The organism is Heyndrickxia coagulans 36D1, from assembly GCF_000169195.2.
GTDB lineage: Bacteria > Bacillota > Bacilli > Bacillales > Bacillaceae_C > Weizmannia > Weizmannia faecalis.
This window is the reverse complement of the sequence record NC_016023.1, coordinates 1,015,174-1,036,711: the sequence shown is the minus strand read 5'-3', so window position 1 is coordinate 1,036,711 and position 21,538 is coordinate 1,015,174. Positions and strand designations below refer to the sequence as shown.

Annotated in this window: 16 protein-coding genes; 12 read left to right on the top strand and 4 right to left on the bottom strand. The window is 48.8% G+C overall.

Annotated elements, in window-relative coordinates; genetic code table 11:
• Positions 1–2 precede the first annotated feature (2 nt).
• From BCOA_RS21995 to BCOA_RS35285, 3 genes are all read left to right on the top strand, one after another.
• A complete protein-coding gene (locus BCOA_RS21995) occupies positions 3–812 on the top strand; it encodes an ABC transporter permease (protein WP_017550888.1) in 810 nt (269 codons plus the stop codon).
• On the top strand, positions 809–1,882 hold the full coding sequence (locus tag BCOA_RS21990) for an ABC transporter substrate-binding protein (protein ID WP_014096313.1): 1,074 nt from the start codon (positions 809–811) through the stop codon (positions 1,880–1,882). Before BCOA_RS21995 ends, BCOA_RS21990 begins: the two co-directional genes overlap by 4 nt.
• Before the next feature lie 64 nt (positions 1,883–1,946).
• Positions 1,947–2,138, top strand: coding sequence for a hypothetical protein (locus BCOA_RS35285; protein WP_052301525.1), 192 nt, complete (start codon positions 1,947–1,949; stop codon positions 2,136–2,138).
• Positions 2,139–2,847: 709 nt separating this feature from the next.
• Here the strand turns inward: BCOA_RS35285 and BCOA_RS21980 are convergent.
• Complete coding sequence (locus BCOA_RS21980) at positions 2,848–4,239, bottom strand: hypothetical protein (RefSeq protein WP_014096312.1); 1,392 nt, start codon at positions 4,237–4,239, stop codon at positions 2,848–2,850.
• Positions 4,240–5,615: 1,376 nt separating this feature from the next.
• On the opposite strand from BCOA_RS21980, the gene BCOA_RS21970 reads away from it, so the two are divergent.
• Complete coding sequence (locus BCOA_RS21970) at positions 5,616–7,025, top strand: amino acid permease (protein ID WP_014096311.1); 1,410 nt, start codon at positions 5,616–5,618, stop codon at positions 7,023–7,025.
• 60 nt (positions 7,026–7,085) lie between these two features.
• On the opposite strand, the gene BCOA_RS21965 is transcribed toward BCOA_RS21970, so the two are convergent.
• The 3 genes from BCOA_RS21965 to BCOA_RS21955 are packed head-to-tail and all read right to left on the bottom strand — an operon-like array spanning position 7,086 to position 9,975.
• Entirely contained in the window at positions 7,086–7,805 is a 720-nt protein-coding gene (locus tag BCOA_RS21965; protein ID WP_014096310.1) for a LutC/YkgG family protein, read from the bottom strand.
• Positions 7,802–9,232 (bottom strand): LutB/LldF family L-lactate oxidation iron-sulfur protein, encoded by a 1,431-nt coding sequence (locus BCOA_RS21960; protein WP_014096309.1) that lies wholly within the window; start codon positions 9,230–9,232, stop codon positions 7,802–7,804. Before BCOA_RS21960 ends, BCOA_RS21965 begins: the two co-directional genes overlap by 4 nt.
• A 23-nt stretch (positions 9,233–9,255) precedes the next feature.
• Positions 9,256–9,975, bottom strand: a complete 720-nt coding sequence (locus tag BCOA_RS21955) for a (Fe-S)-binding protein (protein ID WP_014096308.1) — start codon at positions 9,973–9,975, stop codon at positions 9,256–9,258.
• 406 nt (positions 9,976–10,381) lie between these two features.
• Between BCOA_RS21955 and BCOA_RS21950 the strand changes: the two genes are divergently transcribed.
• The 8 genes from BCOA_RS21950 (at position 10,382) to hydA (ending at position 21,274) form a co-directional block, all read left to right on the top strand.
• Positions 10,382–11,542, top strand: coding sequence for a PucR family transcriptional regulator (locus tag BCOA_RS21950; protein WP_014096307.1), 1,161 nt, complete (start codon positions 10,382–10,384; stop codon positions 11,540–11,542).
• Between the two features lie 107 nt (positions 11,543–11,649).
• The gene (locus tag BCOA_RS21945; RefSeq protein WP_014096306.1) at positions 11,650–13,017 is read left to right on the top strand and encodes an aminotransferase class III-fold pyridoxal phosphate-dependent enzyme; all 1,368 of its coding nucleotides are present in this window, start codon (positions 11,650–11,652) and stop codon (positions 13,015–13,017) included.
• An 85-nt stretch (positions 13,018–13,102) separates the two neighbouring features.
• On the top strand, positions 13,103–14,254 hold the full coding sequence (locus BCOA_RS21940) for an iron-containing alcohol dehydrogenase family protein (protein WP_014096305.1): 1,152 nt from the start codon (positions 13,103–13,105) through the stop codon (positions 14,252–14,254).
• Between the two features lie 143 nt (positions 14,255–14,397).
• Entirely contained in the window at positions 14,398–15,627 is a 1,230-nt protein-coding gene (locus tag BCOA_RS21935; RefSeq protein ID WP_014096304.1) for a Zn-dependent hydrolase, read from the top strand.
• 26 nt (positions 15,628–15,653) lie between these two features.
• Positions 15,654–17,189 carry an NCS1 family nucleobase:cation symporter-1 gene (locus BCOA_RS21930; protein WP_014096303.1) on the top strand — a complete coding sequence of 512 codons (1,536 nt, stop codon included), beginning with the start codon at positions 15,654–15,656 and terminating at the stop codon, positions 17,187–17,189.
• Positions 17,190–17,207: 18 nt separating this feature from the next.
• A complete protein-coding gene (locus BCOA_RS21925) occupies positions 17,208–18,560 on the top strand; it encodes an NAD(P)-dependent oxidoreductase (RefSeq protein ID WP_014096302.1) in 1,353 nt (450 codons plus the stop codon).
• A gap of 3 nt (positions 18,561–18,563) precedes the next feature.
• Positions 18,564–19,844 carry an NAD-dependent dihydropyrimidine dehydrogenase subunit PreA gene (gene preA, locus BCOA_RS21920; RefSeq protein WP_014096301.1) on the top strand — a complete coding sequence of 427 codons (1,281 nt, stop codon included), beginning with the start codon at positions 18,564–18,566 and terminating at the stop codon, positions 19,842–19,844.
• Between the two features lie 14 nt (positions 19,845–19,858).
• The gene (gene hydA / locus BCOA_RS21915; protein ID WP_014096300.1) at positions 19,859–21,274 is read left to right on the top strand and encodes a dihydropyrimidinase; all 1,416 of its coding nucleotides are present in this window, start codon (positions 19,859–19,861) and stop codon (positions 21,272–21,274) included.
• The last annotated feature ends 264 nt before the right edge of the window (positions 21,275–21,538 follow it).

The following is a 21,538-nucleotide window of genomic DNA, read 5'->3' as shown; positions in this document are numbered from 1 at the left end:
GGATGAAGTTGAAAAAAAGATGGAAATGGTCAAACTTATATCTGATATTTGTGTTTATCGTCCTTTACGCACCGATCTTTTATTTAATGTATTATTCGTTCAACAAAGCAGGGAACATGCATGAATTTAGCGGTTTTACATGGGAATGGTACAAGGAAGTGTTCCAGGACACGCGCCTTATGATCATTGTCATCAATACGCTTGTGATTGCGCTACTCGCATCCGCGATTTCAACGGTGATCGGTGTGATGGGGGCGCTCGCGATCCGGTTTGTGAAAAGAAGAAGAACGAAAAATGCGCTGCTTTCGCTCAATAATGTGCTGATCGTAAGCCCTGACGTCATTATCGGTGCATCGTTCCTGATTTTATTTACGATTGCAGGGATCAAGCTCGGGTTTACATCCGTTCTCGTTTCGCACATCGCTTTTTGCATTCCGATTGTTGTGCTGATGGTGCTGCCGAAACTGCAGGAAATGAGCCCAACTTTGATTGATGCGGCGCGCGACCTTGGGGCAAGCCAGTGGGATGTGTTGTCGAAGGTGATTCTCCCGTACATTACGCCCGGTATTTTTGCCGGTTTTTTCATGGCGCTCACGTATTCGCTCGATGATTTTGCCGTCACCTTTTTTGTCACCGGGAACGGCTATTCGACGCTTTCCGTTGAAATTTATTCGCGTGCGCGCCAAGGGATCTCGCTCACGATTAACGCGCTGTCAACGCTGCTCTTCTTCTTCTCTATTATCCTTGTGATCGGATACTACCTCGTGAACCAGCGCCAGGCCCGCACGAACGGAATGGGGGTTAAAAGATGAAACAGCTGCTGCGTGTTTTTATTGCGATAATCGTTGTCGCCCTTGCCCTGCAATTTCTCGCTGGACGCATGAACCAAACGGAAGGCTATGCAGGCGGGAATACGCTCACGATTTACAACTGGGGGGATTATATCGATCCCGCCTTGATTAAGAAATTTGAAAAGCAGACCGGCATCAAAGTCATTTATCAAACTTTCGATTCGAACGAAGCCATGATGACAAAAATCTCCCAGGGCGGTACAACGTTTGATGTTGCGGTTCCATCCGAGTATATGATCGAAAAGATGAAAAAGGAGAACTTGCTGATTCCGCTTGATCATTCGAAGCTGCCGAACTTGAAATATATCGATTCGCGCTTTATGGATTTGCCGTTTGATCCGAAAAACCGATATTCGGTGCCTTATTTCTGGGGGACGGTTGGGATTGTGTATAATTCAAGCATGCTTGGCGGCAAAAAAATTACAAGCTGGGACGACCTGTGGGATCCCGATTTGAAAAATCAGATTCTGCTTGTGGACGGCGCCCGCGAAGTGATGGGGATGGGGCTCAACAGCCTGCATTACTCGCTGAATGATACGAATGAAAAACATTTGCAGCAGGCAAAAGCAAAACTTGATCGGCTGATGCCGAATGTGAAAGCGATCGTCGGCGATGAAATCAAGATGCTGCTGGCCAATGAAGAAGCTTCGCTCGGGGTTGTCTGGTCGGGGGATGCGGCTGAGATCATGTCAGAGAATAAAAAGCTGAACTATGTTGTGCCGAGCGAAGGCTCCAATCTCTGGTTCGACAACATGGTCATCCCGAAAACAGCGAAAAACGTGGATGGCGCCCTGAAGTTTATCAATTTTATGCTCGATCCGAAAAACGCCGCGCAAAACGCCGAGTATGTCGGTTATTCAACGCCGAACAAAGCGGCTCTGAAGATTTTGCCAAAATCGATTTCCGGCGACCGCCGTTTTTATCCGGATGCTGCACTCACAAAGAAACTGGAAGTATATAAAAACCTTGGCAAGAAAAAACTCGCCCGCTATAATGAGCTATTTTTGGAATTTAAAATGCATACCAAATAACGAAAGCCGTCCCGGATGCGCGGGGCGGCTTTCAAGTTGATCACGGGCGAAAATAACCGGCGGAATGTCTTTTGAAGCGGGAACGGACATCACTCGGGTGGCGATTGAAATATTTTTTGGAGGTTTGAAAAGGCCAAAAGCGGCTTGGTTGGTGTTCGAAATGTCCTTTTGGGGGTTTGAAAAGGCCAAAAGCGGCTTGGTTGGTGTTCGAAATGTCTTTTTGGAGGTTACAAAAGGCCAAAAGTGGCTTGGGTAGTGTTCGAAATGCCTTTTTGGAGAGCTCAAAAAGACAAAAGGAACCCGGGCAGTGATCGAAATGTCCTTTTGGAGGGCTCAAAAGGACAAAAGGAATCCGGGTAGCGATCGAAATGTCCTTTTGGAGGGTTCAAAAGGCCAAAAGTGGCTTGGGTAGTGTTCGAAATGTCTTTTTGGAGGTTTGAAAAGGACAAAAGTGGCCTGGTTGGTGTTCGGAATGTCCTTTTGGAGGCTTCAAAAAGACAAAAGGACCCCGGGTAGCGATCGAAATGTCCTTTTGGAGGTTTCAAAAAGACAAAAGTGGCCTGGTTGGTGTTCAAAATGTCTTTTTGGAGGTTTCAAAAGGCCAAAAGCGGCTTGGGTAGTGTTCGAAATGTCTTTTTGGAGAGTTCAAAAGGACAAAAGGGACCCGCCCACCAATAGAAATCCTTCATCGAGATTATGAAAGACAAAAGAGAGACGGCAGCCCTCGGAAATGTCCTTCATCCCGCGCATGAAGGACAAAAGGGGATCCGCCCGCCCTCGGAAATGTCCTTGATCGCGGGCATGAAAGACAAAAGGGACCCCGCCCGCCCCCAGAAATGTCCTTCATCACAGGCATGAAAGACAAAAGGGGATCCGTCCGCCCGCAGAAATGTCCTTCATCGCAGCCATTTGGGCGACCTGCGTACTCGGCCATAAAAAAAGCAGGGTCTGGCCCCACTTTCGCCTTACGCTCTTCGCTTTTCCATATCAATATACAAATTTCGGTATGCGTTCGATTCCGCTTGCATGCCGAGTTCGTGATAAATTTTTGACAACCATTTGACCGGGGCGGGGTCGTTTTCCCGCAACTCCATTTCCCAGCTGAAACAGTCAAGCGCTCTGTCGTACTGCCCAAATTCAAAATACAATTCCCCGAGCAGGGATTGCTTGTCGGGATCGTCCGCCATTTGGTGCATTTGCTCCACTTTGCGGATGGCCGGCAAATGCCCGGCTGCTTTCTTGAACGGAAGCAGCCATTCCAGTATATAGGAAGTGTCCCGGTGCTGTAACAAATAGGAAGTGCATTTTACCACGAATTTCTCTGCCTGTGCCGGATGCCCGGAAAAGAGCGGGGCAAGCCGGTTCAGTGCTTCTACATCTGTTTCACCATCATCCGGGCTCCATGATTCAAGCATCTTTTCCACTTTTTCTGCCTGTTTCGCACTCAACTGAATCTGTTCCTCAAGCATCATCGGGATCATTTTTTCCAGTTGTTTTGTCTCAATATAAAACTTTAGTAAATCTTGCTGCAGCGGTTCAAACTGCCGGATGCGGGCATAGAGATTTTCCAAAATGGCCATTTTTTCCGCCTCTTCGAAATGCGCGTCCAGCCGTTCAAGGAGCGCTTTGTAGCCGGTATCGGTCGGCGACGATTCCATTTGCTCAAGGCTTAACGCGATTTCGTCCGCCCACCGGTTTTGCGCACGCAGTAGGTCGCAAAGTTTTGCAAAAGCTTCGGCATCCGGCATTTTCTCATATAAAAGTTTTTCGGCATAAAGGGGGTCTTTCCGGATCAGTTCGGGTGAATAGGATTGAAAGAGTTTGTCGTACTTAATCAGATTTAAATCGCGGGACATTTGCTTGACCCAGCTTTGCTTCGGCGCAAAGTCTTTTAAAATGCGAAGGATGCGCGTGCACTGCAATAGCTGGCCATTGCGGCGGTATTCATAAAAGATGGATTGGATATATTCAAAGAGCTTCCGTTTCGGGACAAACGATTCGAAAAACGTGGCAATCCAGGCGGCTTCAAGTGGCGGGAACAGTTTCTCCATTTTGCCAGTAAGCTGGGCAAAATGAATGGTTTTAAATGAGCAACCCGGCTGGAAAAGCAAATCAATCAGCGGATGGGGAGGCTCGAGCACAATGCAGTCACGGAAAGCCTGTGCCACTTTGGACCCCCGTTTGATTTTGGTTGCGGGTATCGCGTTCAAATAATGGTCCTTGTAAAAAAACACATACCACAGGCGGCCATCATCACCGGTTGCCTCGACAAATTTGCCCTGCAAAAAAACGGCCATCCTTTCTATATCCGCGTGAACCACATGTTTGCGGTCTGTAATGGTCAATTGGGCTGCCATAAAATCCCCTCCTTGATAGTTTGATTATACCATACGAGAGCGGGATTGCGACCATCGGATATTTCGGAACAGGTTTACGATGTTGAAGGATCGCGGGCCGTTCTAAGAAAGATTTTAGGCCCGGTTTTGGCTCTGAACCACAAGTAAAAGGTTCGTGGCCTCTCATCTGTGCAAAGTAAAAAATCCGCTGCATGGGGGAAATGCCAATTTTTAAATGAACAGGGTTAAATTGCCAAACGAAGTGATATGCGTTCCGGCCCCGGGTCAGCATTTCAGTACCTTCACGAAAAAACTTCGCGTACGTCCTTTTATTTAGTGTTTGCTGAACAAATCCGATTCTGAGTTGGTACCCAATTTGTCAACAAGATCTGTCTCAAATATAGCCTTTCTTCACATAGAACGCGTCTACGTTAAGGAAGCGCGGAAAAAAGGAGGTCTTTCTTCACATAGAGCCCGTCTACGTGAAGGAAGCGCAGAAAAAAGGAGGTCTTCCTTAACGTAGAGCCCGTCTAAGTTAAGGAAGCGCAGAAAAAAGAAGGTCTTCCTTCACATAGAGCCCGTCTAAGTTAAGGAAGTGCGGAAAAAAAGGAGGTCTTTCTTAACGTAGAGCTCGTCTACGTGAAGGAAGCGAGGAAAAAAGGAGGTCTTTCTTAACATAGAGCCCGTCTATGTTAAGGAAGCGCAGAAAAAAGGAGGTCTTCCTTAACATAGAATCCGTCTACGTTAAGGAAGCGAGGAAAAAAGGAGGTCTTCCTTCACATAGAGCCCGTCTAAGTGAAGGAAGCAAGGAAAAAAGGAGGTCTTTCTTAACGTAGAGCCCGTCTAAGTGAAGGAAGCGTGGAAAAAAGACGGCCTTTCTTCACATAGAACGCGTCTAAGTTAAGGAAGCGCAGAAAAAAGGAGGTCTTCCTTCACATAGAACGCGTCTAAGTTAAGGAAGCGCGGAAAAAAGGAGGTCTTCCTTAACATAGAACACGTCTAAGTTAAGGAAGCGTGGAAAAACGAAGGTCTATCTTAACATATTCTAATCATTGAAACAGCTTTCAATCACAAAGTTTTCCTATATTTTGCATTTAAAGTTTCACAAAATCCTCAGCATCCCTTGCCGATTCTGTAGGTTTTGCTTATTCAGCAAGCCCTATTTCATGTGCAAATTTTTACTCTGCCGTGTTCCATGACGAAGCAAACAAAACAGTTTCTGCAGCCGCCAAGCAGATGCAGGCATATCCGGGAAGGATGGAAAAGAACGATAAGAGTTACAATTTCTTACAATCCAAATTTTTTCTTAATTTGTTATATTTCTATATTGATAAATTTTCAATGAAAAGTATAATAGAATTATGCAATTATCCAAAAATTCTTGGGGAGGATGAGAAATGAGCATCTTTCAGACAAAAGCAATCGCAAACCTTGTAGAAGGGACCCAGGGCAAGCAAGGGCTGAAAAAAGCGCTTGGTGCACTCGATCTCACTTTGCTCGGGATCGGCGCCATTATCGGCACAGGGATATTCGTGCTGACAGGTGTGGCTGCAGCAAACTATTCCGGCCCTGCACTCGTTATTTCCTTTATCCTGTCGGGGCTCGCATGTGGATTTGCTGCCTTGTGTTATGCAGAATTTGCATCAATGGTGCCGGTTGCCGGAAGTGCTTATACTTACGGGTATGCGGCGCTGGGTGAATTTTGGGCATGGATTATCGGCTGGGATTTGATTTTGGAATACGGCCTGGCTGTTTCAACCGTTGCGATCGGCTGGTCCGGATACGCCGTGAACTTGCTTGGAAATCTCGGAGTTCATCTGCCAAAAGCGCTGACGCTTGCACCGATGGACGGTGGCATTGTCAACCTGCCGGCCATTCTCATTATCGCTCTAGTTGCCTGGCTGTTGTATTCAGGGGTCCAGCAGACATCTCGCCTGAACGGCATCATCGTAGCCATAAAAGTAGCCGTTGTCCTGCTGTTTGTGGTGCTTGCTGTCGCACATGTGAAACCGGTCAACTGGCATCCGTTTATGCCGTTCGGATTTAAAGGCGTGCTTTCGGGCGCAGCGGTTATTTTCTTTGCTTACATCGGCTTTGATGCTGTATCGACAGCTGCAGAAGAAACGCGCCGCCCGCAAAAAGACGTGCCGCGCGGAATTTTGTTCTCCTTGTTAATTTGTACCGTGTTGTATATCATCGTTTCCGCCATTTTGACAGGCGTTGTCAAATTCAGCATTTTCAGCAGGCCGGAAGCTGCTTCTGCTCCCGTTGCGTATGCATTGCAGCAAATTGGCATTCACTGGGGTGCGGCACTGGTTTCCGTTGGGGCCATTTGCGGGATTACTTCCGTATTGGTTGTTATGGCATACGGGCAGACGCGTGTATTGTTTGCCATGTCGCGTGACGGACTTTTGCCTAAAATTTTTTCAAAAGTCAGTGAAAAGAGAAAAACTCCAGCGACTTCAACTGTTTTGGTCGGAATCGTCACCGCGATCACAGCCGGGTTCCTCCCGATCAATATTGTGGCTGAGATGACCAATATTGGGACGCTTGCTGCATTTGTGATTGTATGCGTGGCAGTCATTGTGCTCCGCTATAAACGCCCGGATCTGGAACGTCCGTTTAAAACACCGCTTGCCCCGGTTATACCGGCTCTCGGTGCAATTACTTGCGGCATATTGATCGCAAGCCTACAGCCGGCAACCCTGATCCGCTTCGTTGTCTGGTTCGCAATCGGCATGGTGATCTACTTCGGATACAGCATCCGCCACAGTGAGCTGCAACAAGAAGCGAAAAAAACAGCGTAAAACCAAAAATAGATGGCCTGTTTCAACAGGTCATCTATTTTTTGAATTTTTTGCGTTTTATTATTTGTCGTTCACAACAATGTAAGCCGCTTTGACTGGCCCGTGCACGCCGACGATCAAGTTCATTTCAATGTCAGCAGAGTTGCTTGGGCCGGTAATAAAATTGATGCATGACGGGACGGTTTCCCCGTTTTTGATCTTTTCGCGGATCTGTAAGGCGGCCTGCGTCATGCGCGGGACAATCGTGCTTTTCGGTACAATCGCGATATACGTCTTCGGCAGCAGGCTGACCGACCGGCCGCGTTCTTTGCTGCTGAACAAAACCACTGTGCCGGATTCCGCCAATGTGATATCACTGAACGTAATCCCGACATTCGCTTTTTCGCACAGCGCAATATTTTTTTCGCCGATTTCGGGATCCCAGACATGGGTTTCGATTCCCATTTCCGGCCAGCCTTCCTCAATCAGCGGGGTTAAGCCGAATTCCCCGAACCGCTTGTCATTCCAAAGCGAGACAGGCCCGCCGCCGTACAGTTCTACGACTTCGTTTAATTTTCCGGGCAAAGTTTTTGCATCCGTTTCAAAAAAATCAACATGGACACTGAGCGACTGCTGGCGCAATACTTCCAGCAGTTCCTCCTGGTTTGCATTTGGCAGTACATCATATTGCGGCTTATGCTTGTAATCCGGACGGGCAACGCCGGATACAACCGGTTTGCGGCCGAGCCTGCCGGCAATATTATTTAAAAATGCATCCCGGTTTTGGATGGCTCCGTTCATTTTTTCTGCCCCCTGTCTTTCTCCCGCTTTTCAAACCAGTCACGGAAAGGTTCTTTGTTCGGCGCAGGGAAATCGCGCACATCCGTCCACGGTTTCATCGGCCCCGGTCCTTTATGGATCAAATCGTCTTTTAAAAACGGACGGACGACTTTGGAAGCCATTTTTGCCCCGGCCCCGTAAAGTCCAGGTTTTGAAGCGCCGACGCCGAACGCTTTCATCAACAGCCGTTCTGCTACCGGTGAGCGTTTTTCTTTTTCCGCGATCACTTGGCGGTGCTTAATCAAAAGCTCATGCAGCGGAATTTTCACCGGGCAGGCTTCTGTGCAGGCTCCGCAAAGCGAAGAGGCGTACGGGAGTTCTTTGTATTTGTCGTATCCGCCTAAAAGTGGGCTTAATACCGCGCCGATCGGTCCTGGGTAAATGGAGCCGTACGAATGGCCGCCGATATTCCGGTAAACCGGGCATACATTGATGCAGGCTGCACAGCGGATGCACTGCAGCACCTGTTGGAATTCCGTCCCGAGAATATCGGAACGCCCGTTGTCGACAATCACGAGGTGGAATTCTTCCGGCCCGTCGACTTCGCCTGCTTCTTTCGGGCCGGTCACAGTTGTAATATAGCTCGTCAGCCGCTGACCGACCGCGCTCCTCGTTAACAGGCTCACCAAAACTTCGAACTCTTCGTAAGTCGGGACAAGCCGTTCCATCCCCATCACAGCGATCTGTGTTTTCGGGAGGGTTGTGACCATGTCGGCATTCCCTTCATTTGTGACAAGGCCGACCGAACCGCTTTCGGCAATGGCAAAGTTACAGCCGGTAATCCCAATTTCCGCCGATAAAAATTCTTCGCGCAAAACTTTACGTGCAAACGCGGCCAGTTCCTCCGGTTTTTCCGTGCCGGTATAGCCGAGACGGTCGCGAAACACGTCGCGGATTTGATCTTTGTTTTTATGCAAAGCCGGCGCGACGATATGGGAAGGATGGTCGCCGGCCACCTGTAAAATGTACTCGCCGAGGTCGGACTCAACAACAGTGCTGCCCGCTTCCATCAGGGCTTCATTCATGCCGATTTCTTCCGTCACCATCGATTTCGATTTAATCACTTTTTTCGCGTTTTTTTTCTGCACGACTTCTTTAATATACCGGCTCGCTTCTTCAGCGGTCTGGGCAAAGAAGACATGGCCGCCGCGTTTTGATACATTTTCGCTTAATTGATAAAGATAATAGTCCAGATTGTTTAAAACGTGCTGGCGGATTTCTTCGCCGAGCGAACGCCAGTCTTCCCAGTTTCCGAGTTCATTCGCCGCCGCCAGCCGGTTGGTTTGCAGCCGTTCCTGGGCACTGCGGACGGCACCGCGCATAAAATCATCGTTGATGCCTTCTTCGACCCTGCCTTTAAATTTTTCATCACTAATCGATAAACCCATTTTTTTCACCCCTTTGCCGTTTTTTAATCTCTGCTGTTCAAAACTTCTGCAATATGCATAATTTTCATCGGTTTTCCTTTACGCGTCATCCGGCCGCCAATATTCATTAAACAGCCGCAGTCGCCGCCGATTAAAACGTCGGCACCGGTTTCTTCGACGTGCTCCACTTTTTCGTCCACCATTTGCTCGGAGATTTCGCTCATTTTCACGGAGAACGTGCCGCCAAATCCGCAGCATGACAATGCATTAGGTAGTGGCACAAATTCAAGGCCGTCCACATGTTTTAACAGTTTCATAGGCGCGTCTTTTACTCCGAGCAGGCGCGTCATATGGCATGATGGATGGTAGGTGGCCTTTACGTGCAGGCTTGCCCCGACGTCTTCCACTTTTAATACATCCACGAGAAATTGTGTAAATTCGTATGTTTTCGCAGCGAGCGCTTTTGCTTTTGGTTCCCACACCGGGTCGCCTGCAAAAATTTCCGGGTATTCTTTAAACATGTATGCGCATGAGCCGGAAGGGGATACAACGTAATCTGCGTTTTCAAACGCTTTCATCATTTGTTTCATCGCAGGTTTTGTATCTTCCAGATAACCGCTGTTATAGGACGGCTGCCCGCAGCAAATTTGGCCCTTTGGAAAATCAACTTCACAGCCCTGCCGCTCCAGCACTTCCACCATTGCTTTCCCGACATCCGCTTTGAACATGTCGACAAGGCAAGTGATGAACAAACTCACTCTCACAATATTCACCTTCTTAAAGTATTAGGTCAATCATCAGATGACCGGATTACAGTTATTATACTCCTTATAGTGAAAACTTGGCAATGAAAGAAATATAGGTTTTAAAACTTTTGCCCTACGAAACGGCAGTTCTGATTGGTTTCCATTCCGGAATCGAAAAGTTAATTCCATTCTATATGTTTATTTTAATGGAAAGATACAAATAAAACACCTGATTTACCGCTTTTTCTATCTTTAGTGACCTTTCTGGAGAGCCCAGCCTTTTTAGTCAAGCCGAACAGTTCTCTTAACGGAAAAGATGCTGCCTTCCTGTAAATAATTCAAAAATTTTAGATACTTATTTACATTTTATCCTTGTCTCTTTACGATATAAATATATGAACATGTTTGGAAAGGGGATGATGATTTGGTCACTTTGGAAAAACTTGTCGAATTGCCTGCGTTTGGCCGGATTGTGCTTGCCGCCGGAAAGTCAGGAATCAGCCGGGCGGTTACGGGGGTCAATGTGACGGAGAGCGTTGATTGGGCGGATTTTTTTAAGCCGAACGAACTACTTGTCACCACTGGGGTCACCATGGGCAATGATCCTGAAAAATTGGAGGAGATGGTGGCGTTTGCCTGCGGTCGGCGCGCAGCCGGGATTGTCATTAACACGGGCCCGTATATTCCTGAAATTCCAGAGGCGGTCATCCGGTTTGCCGATTCACAACATTTTCCGGTTTTTCAAATGCCATGGGATTACCGGGTAGCAGATTTTATAAAAATTACCGTCCAATTTTTGATGATTGAGCAAGGTAAAGAAGCGCTTTCCCAGCAAATACTTGCGGAACTCCTTTTTAACCCGGGGATGGACCGGGCGTATATGCGGAACGGGCTGTTCAAACTCGGTTTTGGGGAAGATGCAGATTACGGCATCATCGTTTGTACCCAGGACACGGAAAAGCCTGATATGTTGCCGTTTGCACAAACGGTGGAAGATGTTTTCCATGCCCGTTATGCGCAGTATCTGGCCGGCGTTTATGAAGACCAGATTATTTACCTTGTCGACCGTTCAAAAGTGCGGACGCCAGATATCCCGTTTGCAAGGGCAGCGGCAAAAATTCAGGAATCCATTTATAAACGGAATATGGAAAGCCTGCTTGTGGGGATGGGAAATTTTTACCGGGATATTGCCGGGATCCATAAAAGCTACCACGAAGCAAAAATGGTCATCCAGCTTGCCAAGCGCCAAGCTGTACCGCCTATTTGCAAATACAAGGAAATCGGCGCCTATAAAATTCTAATGGAAGTCAAGGATCGCGAAAGGATTGCAGGGTTCCACGGGGATATGCTTGGCAACTTGTACCGCTACGATGAGTTGCACGGCACAGATTATGTCCATTTCCTGAAAATTTATTTGGAAGAAGACGGCCAGACTGCTGCGATCAGCCGCCGCGAATTTATTCACCGCAACACCGTGCTGTATAAGGCGAAAAAAATAGAAACGATACTGGATGCAGACCTGACCCGCAGTTTTACAAAGACCAATCTTTCGCTTGCGTTCATGATTGAAGACATTCTCCAATGAGTATGTGCAACCGCACAAAATAATTTGTTCCAATCATCATTACATTCTGAAAAAAACCTTTTTATAATGAGGTTATCATTTACAAAATAGAAATGGAGCTGTCAATCATGAATGAAGCGGAGATTACGCAAATCCAGCAAGACGATCGGCAGTATGTCATGCACTCGTGGGCGAAACAGGCGTATGTGCGGCCAACGGTAATAACGAAAGCAAAAGGCATTTTTTTCTGGGATGAAAGGGATCATAAGTGCTATGACATGTGCTCCCAGCTTGTTTATTTGAATGTCGGGCACCGGCACCCAAAATTGTTGGAGGCGTTTAAATCGGTCGGGGAAATTCCGCTCGCCGCGCCGGCGTTTGCCACCGCGCCAAAATCTCAACTTGCCCGCAAAATTGTTAAGGCGGCACCGGAAAACATGGCCAAAGTATTTTTTACAAATGGGGGTGCGGACGCCAATGACCATGCTGTGAAAATTGCGCGGATGGCCACCGGGCGTTATAAAATTTTTTCGCGCTATCGTTCCTACCATGGCGCGACATTTGGAGCCGGCAACCTGACAGGGGAATCGCGGCGCTTTCTCGTGGAACCAGGGATCCCCGGTTTTGTAAAATTTGAAACACCCTATCTGTACCGCGAAACGCTGGATTTTGAAAGTGAGGAAGCGGCGTCCGCTTTTTACCTTAACCGTCTGCACAGCCAGATCCTCTATGAAGGGCCTGATCAGATTGCCGCTGTTTTCCTTGAGCCGGTTCCGGGCTCAAATGGCGTCCTCATCCCGCCGAAAGGATATCTTGAAGGCGTGCGCGAATTGTGCAGCCGCTACGGAATCCTGATGATCTGCGACGAAGTGATGACCGGCTTTGGTCGGACGGGCAAAATGTTTGCTGTCCAGCACTATCCTTTTGAACCAGATATGATTACTTTCGCAAAAGGAGTGACAAGCGGATACAGCCCGCTTGGCGGTGTCATTCTCAGCCGGGACGTAGCGGAATACTTCGATGAGCATATTTTTCTGACTGGCCTGACCTACAGCGGTCACACGGTTTCAGCTCAAATTGGCTGTGCCTCGATGGACATTTACCAGGAAGAGAATCTGCTTGAAAATGCCCGCGAAACCGGGGGTGTGCTGGCAGAACGGCTCAAACAGTTGAAAAAATTTCGCGCAGTCGGAGATGTCCGCTCGATCGGCCTCTTTGCCGCAGTCGAGCTCGTAAAAGATAAGGAAACGAAGGAACCGCTTCAGGCATATGGCATGGATTACGGAAAAGATCCGTCCGGCCTTATGAAGAAATTTGTAGCGCTGCTTGCAGAAAAAGGTTTTTATACCTATTCGCATGAGTCAAGTGTGATTATTGCCCCGCCGCTGATCATTACAGCCGAACAGGTGAATGAAGCGATGAACTTGTTTGAAACGGCCCTTCGCGAGTTTGAAGAGAACGTATTGTTTCCTGCAAATACTTTAACGGTAAAATGAGGAAAAGCATTGTTGGGATAGAAAGTTTTTCAAAAACTTCATTGGCGCCGGCCGGTGAACTGCGGAAAGGTAAGGGATTGTTGAAATGGAGGACTTTTTTTATAAACAGCCCGTCCCGATTGATTTCGGGGCCGGCAAGATCAGGAAGCTACCTGAAATCATCAAACAGACAGGCGGAAAAAAGGGCATTTTAATCAGCGCCCCGTCGATGCTCAGACAGGGAATTGCGCAGGATATCATGAAAGAAGCTGGTGGTGCGCTTACGGCGGTGTTTTCAAGTATTCAGCAAAATCCGACCGTAAAAAACACGGATGATTGCGCGCGGATGCTGCGTGAAGAAGGAGCAGATTTCGCGGTTGCCATCGGGGGAGGCAGTGTCCTCGATTGCGCGAAAGCTGCTGCCTGCATCGCGCAGACGCCATACAGCGCGTCTGCGTTTCTGGCAAAAGCACAAACGCTTGTGCAACCGGGCATTCCGCTGATCGCCATTCCCACAACTTCAGGGACTGCGAGCGAAGTGACCAATGTGTCGGTCCTGACCGATACCAAAAAAGGCATTAAGGCGCTGATTTCAAGTGATTTCCTTTACCCCGCGTATGCTCTCGTGGATCCTGAATTGACGCTCTCGTGCCCGAAACATGTTACAGCGTCAAGCGGGCTTGATGTGCTTGCACATTCCCTTGAAGCCTATTATGGGAAAAAGCACCAGCCTTATACAGATATGGCGGCTGAACGGGCTGCAGCGCTCGTGTTTGAATACCTGCTCCCGGCTTACCATGAACCTGGAAATCTGCAGGCGCGGGCAAAAATGAGTGAGGCATCCGTCACAGCCGGGCTTGCTTTTAACATGACGCAGACGGCCGCCGCCCATGCCTGCTCTTACCCGCTGACTCAGGAATTCGGCATTGCGCACGGGGAAGCATGCGCTTTTACCCTGCCGTCGTTCTGGCGTTTGAACAGTGTGGAAGGACCGGAAAGCGGGCGCCTTGAAGCGTTCAGCCGCTGCCTCGGGTTCAAAGATGCGGACGCGCTTGCCGGTCGTATTGATGAAATGAAAAAAGAAATGGGGCTTATCACGACGCTTGAGGAAGCAGGTATTGAAACGGAAGCAGATCTGGACCGGCTTGTCGCAGCGAGCTTTGCACCAAATATGCAGAATAGCCCAGTGAATATAACAAAAGACAAATTGAAAGTTATGTACAGCCGGCTCGCAGGCGGAAAAGTTAAACTGGCTTGATAAAAGCTTCGGCGTTCATTAGCGGTGAACAGTAGATTTTTTCACAAAAAATAAACTGAAAATTAGCTTAAAAATAAACATTAAAACAATAAAAATAGTGATTTTGTTTTTTCAGTGATATTCAACAAAAGGAGGAGAAAGGCATGCAGCAACAAAAAATGCTGGTTAATGCACAAAGGTTACAGGAAACGCTGGAAAAGTTTGCGTCATTCGGGCGGACGCCGAATAACGGGGTTACACGGTTATCATTGTCGCAGGAAGATCTTACAGCAAGGGAGTACTTGGAAACTTGCTGTAAGGAAATCGGGATGGAAGTGAAATACGATGACATGGCAAACATGTATGCTACAATGCCCGGCAAAGAAGGCAAGCCGCCTGTGGTGATGGGCTCCCATCTCGATTCCGTCAAGAAGGGCGGACGCTTTGATGGCGTTCTTGGTGTCGCGGCGGCATTGGAAGTGGCTCGCACGATTCATGACAACCGGATCAAATTGGAAATCCCTTTTACCATCGTCAATTTTACAAATGAAGAAGGGGCAAGATTTGAGCCGGCGATGATGTGCTCGGGGGTCATTTCGGGCAAATTTGATAAGCAAACCGTTCTTCAAAGCCGGGATGAGACGGGGATGACATTCGGAGAGGCGCTTTCGGCGAGCGGTTATGCCGGCAGCGTTGAAAACCGCCTGAAGAAAGCAGCCGCCTTTCTTGAAATGCATATCGAGCAAGGTCCGGTCCTGGAAAGTGAAGACAAACAAATCGGAATTGTCGAAGGGGTCGTCGGCATGGTCAATTATGAAATTGAAGTCACTGGCGAATCCAACCATGCTGGCACGACGCCGATGGGCATGAGGAGGGATGCATTGTTCGTTGCTTGTGACATCATCAGGGATGTTCGTGAACAATTGAGTATGCTTGACCCGGAACTTGTTTATACGATGGGGCGGATGAATGTGTATCCGAATATCCATACCGTCATTCCGAATAAAGTGGTGTTCACACTTGAAGCAAGGCACAAAGATCCTCAAGTAGTGTCGCAGGTGGTGAGTACAATCAGGACGTTACCGCAGGAAATGGGCGGATGCACGATTGCTTCAAAAAAATTATGGTCCCGTGATACCGTTGCATTTGATCAGGGCATTGTCAGCCGGCTTGAAAAATCGGCTCAGTCGCTTGGGATTTCCGCCAAAAGAATGTACAGCGGCGCTGGCCATGATGCGCAATTTATTGCAAGCTACCTGCCAACCGCGATGATTTTTGTACCGAGTGCAGGTGGCAAAAGCCACTGTGAGGAAGAACTGACGTCATATGAAGACTGCGCGCGCGGCGCAAACGTGGCACTGGATACCGTGTTGTCTTTGCTTACAGGGCAATAACAGCAAATGAAAACGGAGGGGAACGGATGAAATCACAAATTGAAGAAAACGGTATTGTCATCCTGACGAAGGAAACGGCAGAACAATTGCAGCACTCAAACCTCTGGAATGATGACCTGCGCCCTGCAACAAAAGAAGAGCATACCTGGACAGGAAGGAGTTTTGCAGCTTTATGGATCGGCATGTGCCTGATCATTCCTTCCTATACAATGGCAAGCGGCATGATCTCGCTTGGGATGAACTGGTGGCAGGCACTTCTGACCATTTTTCTTGGAAACTGCGTTGTGCTGGTCCCGATTTTGTTAAATGCGCATGCCGGTGCAAAATTTGGGATTCCTTATCCGGTATTTGCAAGGCTCTGGTTCGGATCAAAAGGCGCACATATTCCGACTTTGGCTCGTGCGATCGTGGCAGCCGGTTGGTTCGGGATTAATACCTGGATCGGCACGACAAGTATTGACGCCTTGATGTCGCGCATGGTCTCGGGCTGGTCCGGCCTGCCTTTTCATACCGGAATTGTATTTCTGCTTTTCTGGGCGTTAAATGTTGGCATTGGGATCAAAGGGCCTGAAGCGATTAAATGGCTTGCCACCATTTCTACACCGGTGGTTGGGGTCTCGTCCATAATTTTATTTATCTGGGCGGCCACCCATGTCAATGGCTGGGGGCCAATACTCACAGCGCCGAGCAAGTTCCAGACGACAGGCGAATTTCTCGCGGTGTTCTTCCCGGCACTGACCGGCGTCATAGCCTTTTGGGCAACGCTTGCGCTTAATATTCCCGATTTTGCCCGCCATGCGGTGAACCAAAAATCGATGATGATTTCCCAGTCGTTTGCGCTGCCGCTGACGATGACAATATTCTCTTTTATCGGCATTTTCGTCACTTCCGCCACCGTTGTGATTTTTGGTCAGGCACTTTGGCAGCCGGTTGATCTGCTTTCAAAATTCCCGACTCTTGTCGTTTTTATCGGGGCCATTGTTGTCGCCATTTCATCCATTACGGTCAATGTCGGCGCGAACCTGGTGGCCCCGGCCCGGGCAGTTGAAAATTTATGGCCGCGGCGCCTGACATTTGCGTCGGGCGCAATTGTGACAGGCCTTTTTGCCATTGCCATGCAGCCATGGTACCTCATGTCAAACTTTCAAAATCTGATTTACGGTTTTCTTGGCACATACGGTGCGCTCCTCGGCCCGATTGACGGTATTGCGATCGCCGATTACTGGATTGTAAGGCGCCGGAGGTTTGACCTGAAAGAACTGTATGAGACGAACGGGCGCTACAACTATTCTTCCGGAATTAATACGAGCGGGGTATTTGCGCTTGTGATCGGCATTGCGGTTCCGGTTGTGGGGCTTCTTGTCCCGGGCCTTAGATTTTTGTGGGACAATGCGTGGACAGTCGGAATCTTAGTTGCCGCTGTTGCCTACAGCTGGCTGATGCGCAATGACAGGAGTTTGTTGTCCCAGAAAGCATATGAAGACATCACCGTTTTTGTCAGCCGTCATGAAAAAGGCGGTGCGGTGACCGCAACCGTTGCGGAACAAAGCAATCAAATATAACTTGCAGGGGGTGTTTGAATGGAATCTTTGACGGTCTCAGCCGTGTTTAAAGAAGTTCGGCGAGATTTATCCGCACAGGAAGCAGTGGAAGAAGCAAACCGTTGTTTATACTGTTATGATGCGCCATGTACGAAAGCCTGCCCGACCGGCATTCCCGTTCCTTCTTTTATCCGGAAAATCGCCACGGGCAATTTGAAAGGTTCCGCGCGTGCGATTCTGGAAGCCAATCCGATGGGGGCGACCTGTGCCCGCGTCTGCCCTACCGAAGAATTGTGCGAAGGGGCATGCGTGCTGAACGAGCTTTCCCTGCCGATTATGATTGGCGATTTGCAGCGGCATGCCGTTAACTGGGCGATGCAGTCCGGGGAGACTCTTTTTGAAAAACGCACGTCAAACGGCATGAAGGTTGCCATTATCGGCAGCGGCCCAGCCGGTTTATCCGCGGCTAGGGAACTGGCGAGGCACGGCTTTGGCGTCACTGTTTATGAAGCAAAGGAAAAAGCGGGCGGACTCGATACATACGGGATTGTCCCGTTCCGCCTTCCCCAGGAAATTCCGCTCTGGGAAGCGGACCAAGTGACAGCTTTGGGCGTGGAGATTTTGACAGAAATAAGGGTCGGCGAAGACATTTCAGCGGAGGAAATCCTCTCCCGCTATGATGCCGTGCTAGTTGCATGCGGAATGGGAAATGTTCCGCGCCTCGGCATCCCCGGAGAGGAGTACAACGGCGTTTTGGATGCAATTGAATTGATCGAGAATATCAAAGAAGGCAGGATAACGAATGAATTTAAGGGCAAAAGGGCGGTTGTCATCGGTGCCGGGAATACAGCGATCGATGCTGCCACCTGCCTGAAGCGCGCGGGGGCGGCGGATGTAAAAATTGTCTACCGCAGAACCGAAGCGGAAATGACGGCTTACAAAAGTGAATACGAATTTGCGAAGCGGGAGGGAATTGAATTCAGATGGCAGTGGCAGCCCGCAGAAATCATCAGCGATGTATCCGGCAATGTTACGGCGCTTTCTTTGAGCCGGGTCGTGCTTGGCGCACCTGATGCCTCTGGAAAACGCAAGATCCAGGCAACAGAAGATCCGAAATTTAGGCTAGAAACAGACGTGGTGGTCCGGGCGATTGGCCAAAACCGCCGTACTGATCTAATCAATGCATTCGGCCTTGTGCATCACCATGGTATTCTTGCAGTGGATCCGGAAACTTATCAAACTTCCAATGAAAAAATTTATGCGGCCGGAGACGTTATTTTTGGCATCGGCCCCACGGAAGCGATGGTAGTCAGTGCGGTTGAACAGGGAAAGAAGGCAGCATATGCCATTCAACGCGCCATGCAGACGCGTTACATGAGAGAGGAGGTTTAGTTTTTGGCAAATTTAAACGTTGAGATTACCGGCATCCGTTCGCCCAATCCTTTCTGGCTGGCATCGGCGCCGCCGACCAATTCCGGCTACCAGGTACAGCGTGCATTTGAAGCCGGATGGGGCGGGGTGGTTTGGAAAACGCTCGGCGATCCGATTTTAAATGTCACGTCCCGGTTCGCCGCACTTTCCTATAGCGGAAGAAGAATGGCCGGTTTCAATAATATTGAACTGATTACAGACCGGCCGCTGGATGTAAACCTGAAAGAAATTACTGAAACGAAAAAGAAATTTTCTGATCGAGCAATTATTGCCTCGGTGATGGTGGAGCCAAAACGGGAAAAATGGCATGAAATTGTCAAAAGGGTGGAGGATGCCGGTGTTGATGGACTCGAATTAAATTTTGGCTGCCCGCACGGCATGGCGGAGCGCGGGATGGGTGCGGCATCCGGCCAGGTCCCGCAGCTGGTTGAACAGCAGACTTACTGGGTCAAGGAAGCCGCAAAAACCCCGGTGATTGTAAAACTGACTCCGAATATAACGGATATTACAGCCACTGCCTTCGCTGCTGTACAGGGTGGAGCCGATGCCGTCAGTATGATCAATACAATTAACAGCCTGATGGGGGTGGATCTCGATACCTGGCAGACCGTCCCCCACGTAGCAGGCCTTGGCACACACGGCGGCTACTGCGGCCCGGCCGTGAAGCCGATCGCATTAAGTATGGTGGCAGAATGTGCCCGCGACCCTGACATCCCCGTCCCGATTTCCGGAATCGGAGGGATCGCCACCTGGAAAGACGCAGCTGAATTTATGCTGATGGGCGCCTCCAATGTCCAAGTTTGCACAGCCGTCATGCACCACGGATTCTCAATCGTAGAGGATATGATTGACGGATTGAACCATTATTTGGATGAAAAAGGGTTGCAATCAGCTTCGGACCTTATTGGAAAATCCGTACCGAAATACAAAAACTGGGGAGAACTCGACCTTAATTACAGGACAGTCGCCCGCATTAACGAGGAGCATTGCATTCATTGCAATAAATGCTATATCGCCTGTGAAGATACGGCTCACCAGTGTATTGACAGACTGGTGGATACTTCCGGAAAAAGCATTTTAAGGGTGCGCGAAGAAGACTGCGTCGGCTGCAATCTTTGCTCGCTTGTCTGCCCGTCGGACGGCGCCATCACAATGATACCGTTACGAGGGGAAATGCCGCTTACCTGGAATGAACGTCAGCGAAAAATATCCGGTCTTGAAGCCGACGAAATCACAATCAGTTAAATGGAGGGAAATACATGAAAAAACTTATTAAAAATGGAATTGTTGTAACCGCAGCGGACACTTATGAAGCTGATTTGCTGGTTGATGGGGAGAAAATTACAGAAATAGGACGCAATCTCACAGTAGATGATGCAGAAATCATAGATGCAAAGGGGGCTTATATTTTTCCGGGCGGGGTCGATCCGCATACACACCTAGACATGCCGTTCAACAATACGGTAACCGATGATGACTGGGAAACCGGCACAATTGCCGCAGCATTCGGCGGCACCACCACGATCATTGATTTCTGCCTTACAACAGGGGATGATACGTTGGAAAAAGCCGTTGCGCGCTGGCATGGCAAAGCGGAGGGCAAAGCTGCCATTGATTATGGTTTCCACTTGATGCTTGCCAATCTGGATGAAAAGGTGCTGGAAGAATTGCCACTCTTGCTGGAAAAAGAAGGAATCACCTCGCTGAAAGTTTTTATGGCATACGCAAAAGAATTCCAAGCTGACGACCGCACCCTGTTCCGCGCATTTAAAGCCGCAAAAGAAGCAGGCGCGCTCGTAATGGTCCACTGCGAAAATGGAAGCGTCATTGACGAACTGGTTACAAAGGCGCTTGCAGAGGGACACACGGAACCGATTTACCATGCTTTAACCAGGCCCCCTGAAGCGGAAGGGGAAGCGACACACCGGGCAATTGAGCTGGCCCACATGGCGGATTCCCAGCTGTATGTCGTCCATGTCACCTGTGCCGAAGCCGTCAAGCAAATCGCCGAAGCGCGCGCCAAAGGATACAAAGTATGGGGAGAAACATGCCCGCAATACCTTGTCCTTGACCAGTCTTATTTGGAAAAACCGGATTTTGAAGGTGCCAAATACGTCTGGTCGCCGCCGCTCCGCGAAAAGCATCACCAGAAAGTGTTGTTTGACGCTTTAAAGGCCGGCATTTTGCAAACCCTTGGCTCGGATCAATGCTCTTTTAACTTTAACGGAAAAAAACAGCTCGGACGCAATGACTTTTCTAAAATCCCGAACGGCGGCCCGTTTATCGAAGACCGGTTCAGTATTTTTTTTTCAGAAGGCGTGAAAAAGGGGATCTTATCCTTGAACCAGTTTGTGGACATTGTTTCCACCCAACCGGCGAAACTGTTCGGCCTGTTCCCGGAAAAAGGAACAATAGCTGTCGGGGCGGACGCAGATCTCGTTATTTTTGATCCGGAAGTAAAGCGCGTAATTTCTGCAAAAACCCATCATATGAACGTGGATTACAGCGCGTTTGAAGGCATGGAAATCACAGGAGAGCCAATCTCTGTTTTATGCCGTGGCAATTTTGTCATCAAAGACAAAAAATTTATTGGCCAGCCGGGAAGTGGGAAATATTTGAAACGCAAAAAAATTAACCAGGGTGCTCTGCAGTCCCCGACAGCAGCCACAGTGTAAAAGGAAAAAATGATGCGCGAATCCATTTTATTCCTGAAAGAAAAAGCGGAGATTGACCGTCTGCTGGATTGCGGATTTCGAATTACAGCGGTAGAAGAGGACCTGAACGGTTCTCTGGTCACCTTTACGAAAGAAAACCGATGCTCAGTGCGGCAGATCGTGACCACGGAAGGAAGAAAGTATTTTCCATTAAAAATTTGATCCATCGGAAACCCGATTGCTTGATGCAATCGGGTTTCCCATTTCCAGAAAATCTATTCCAAA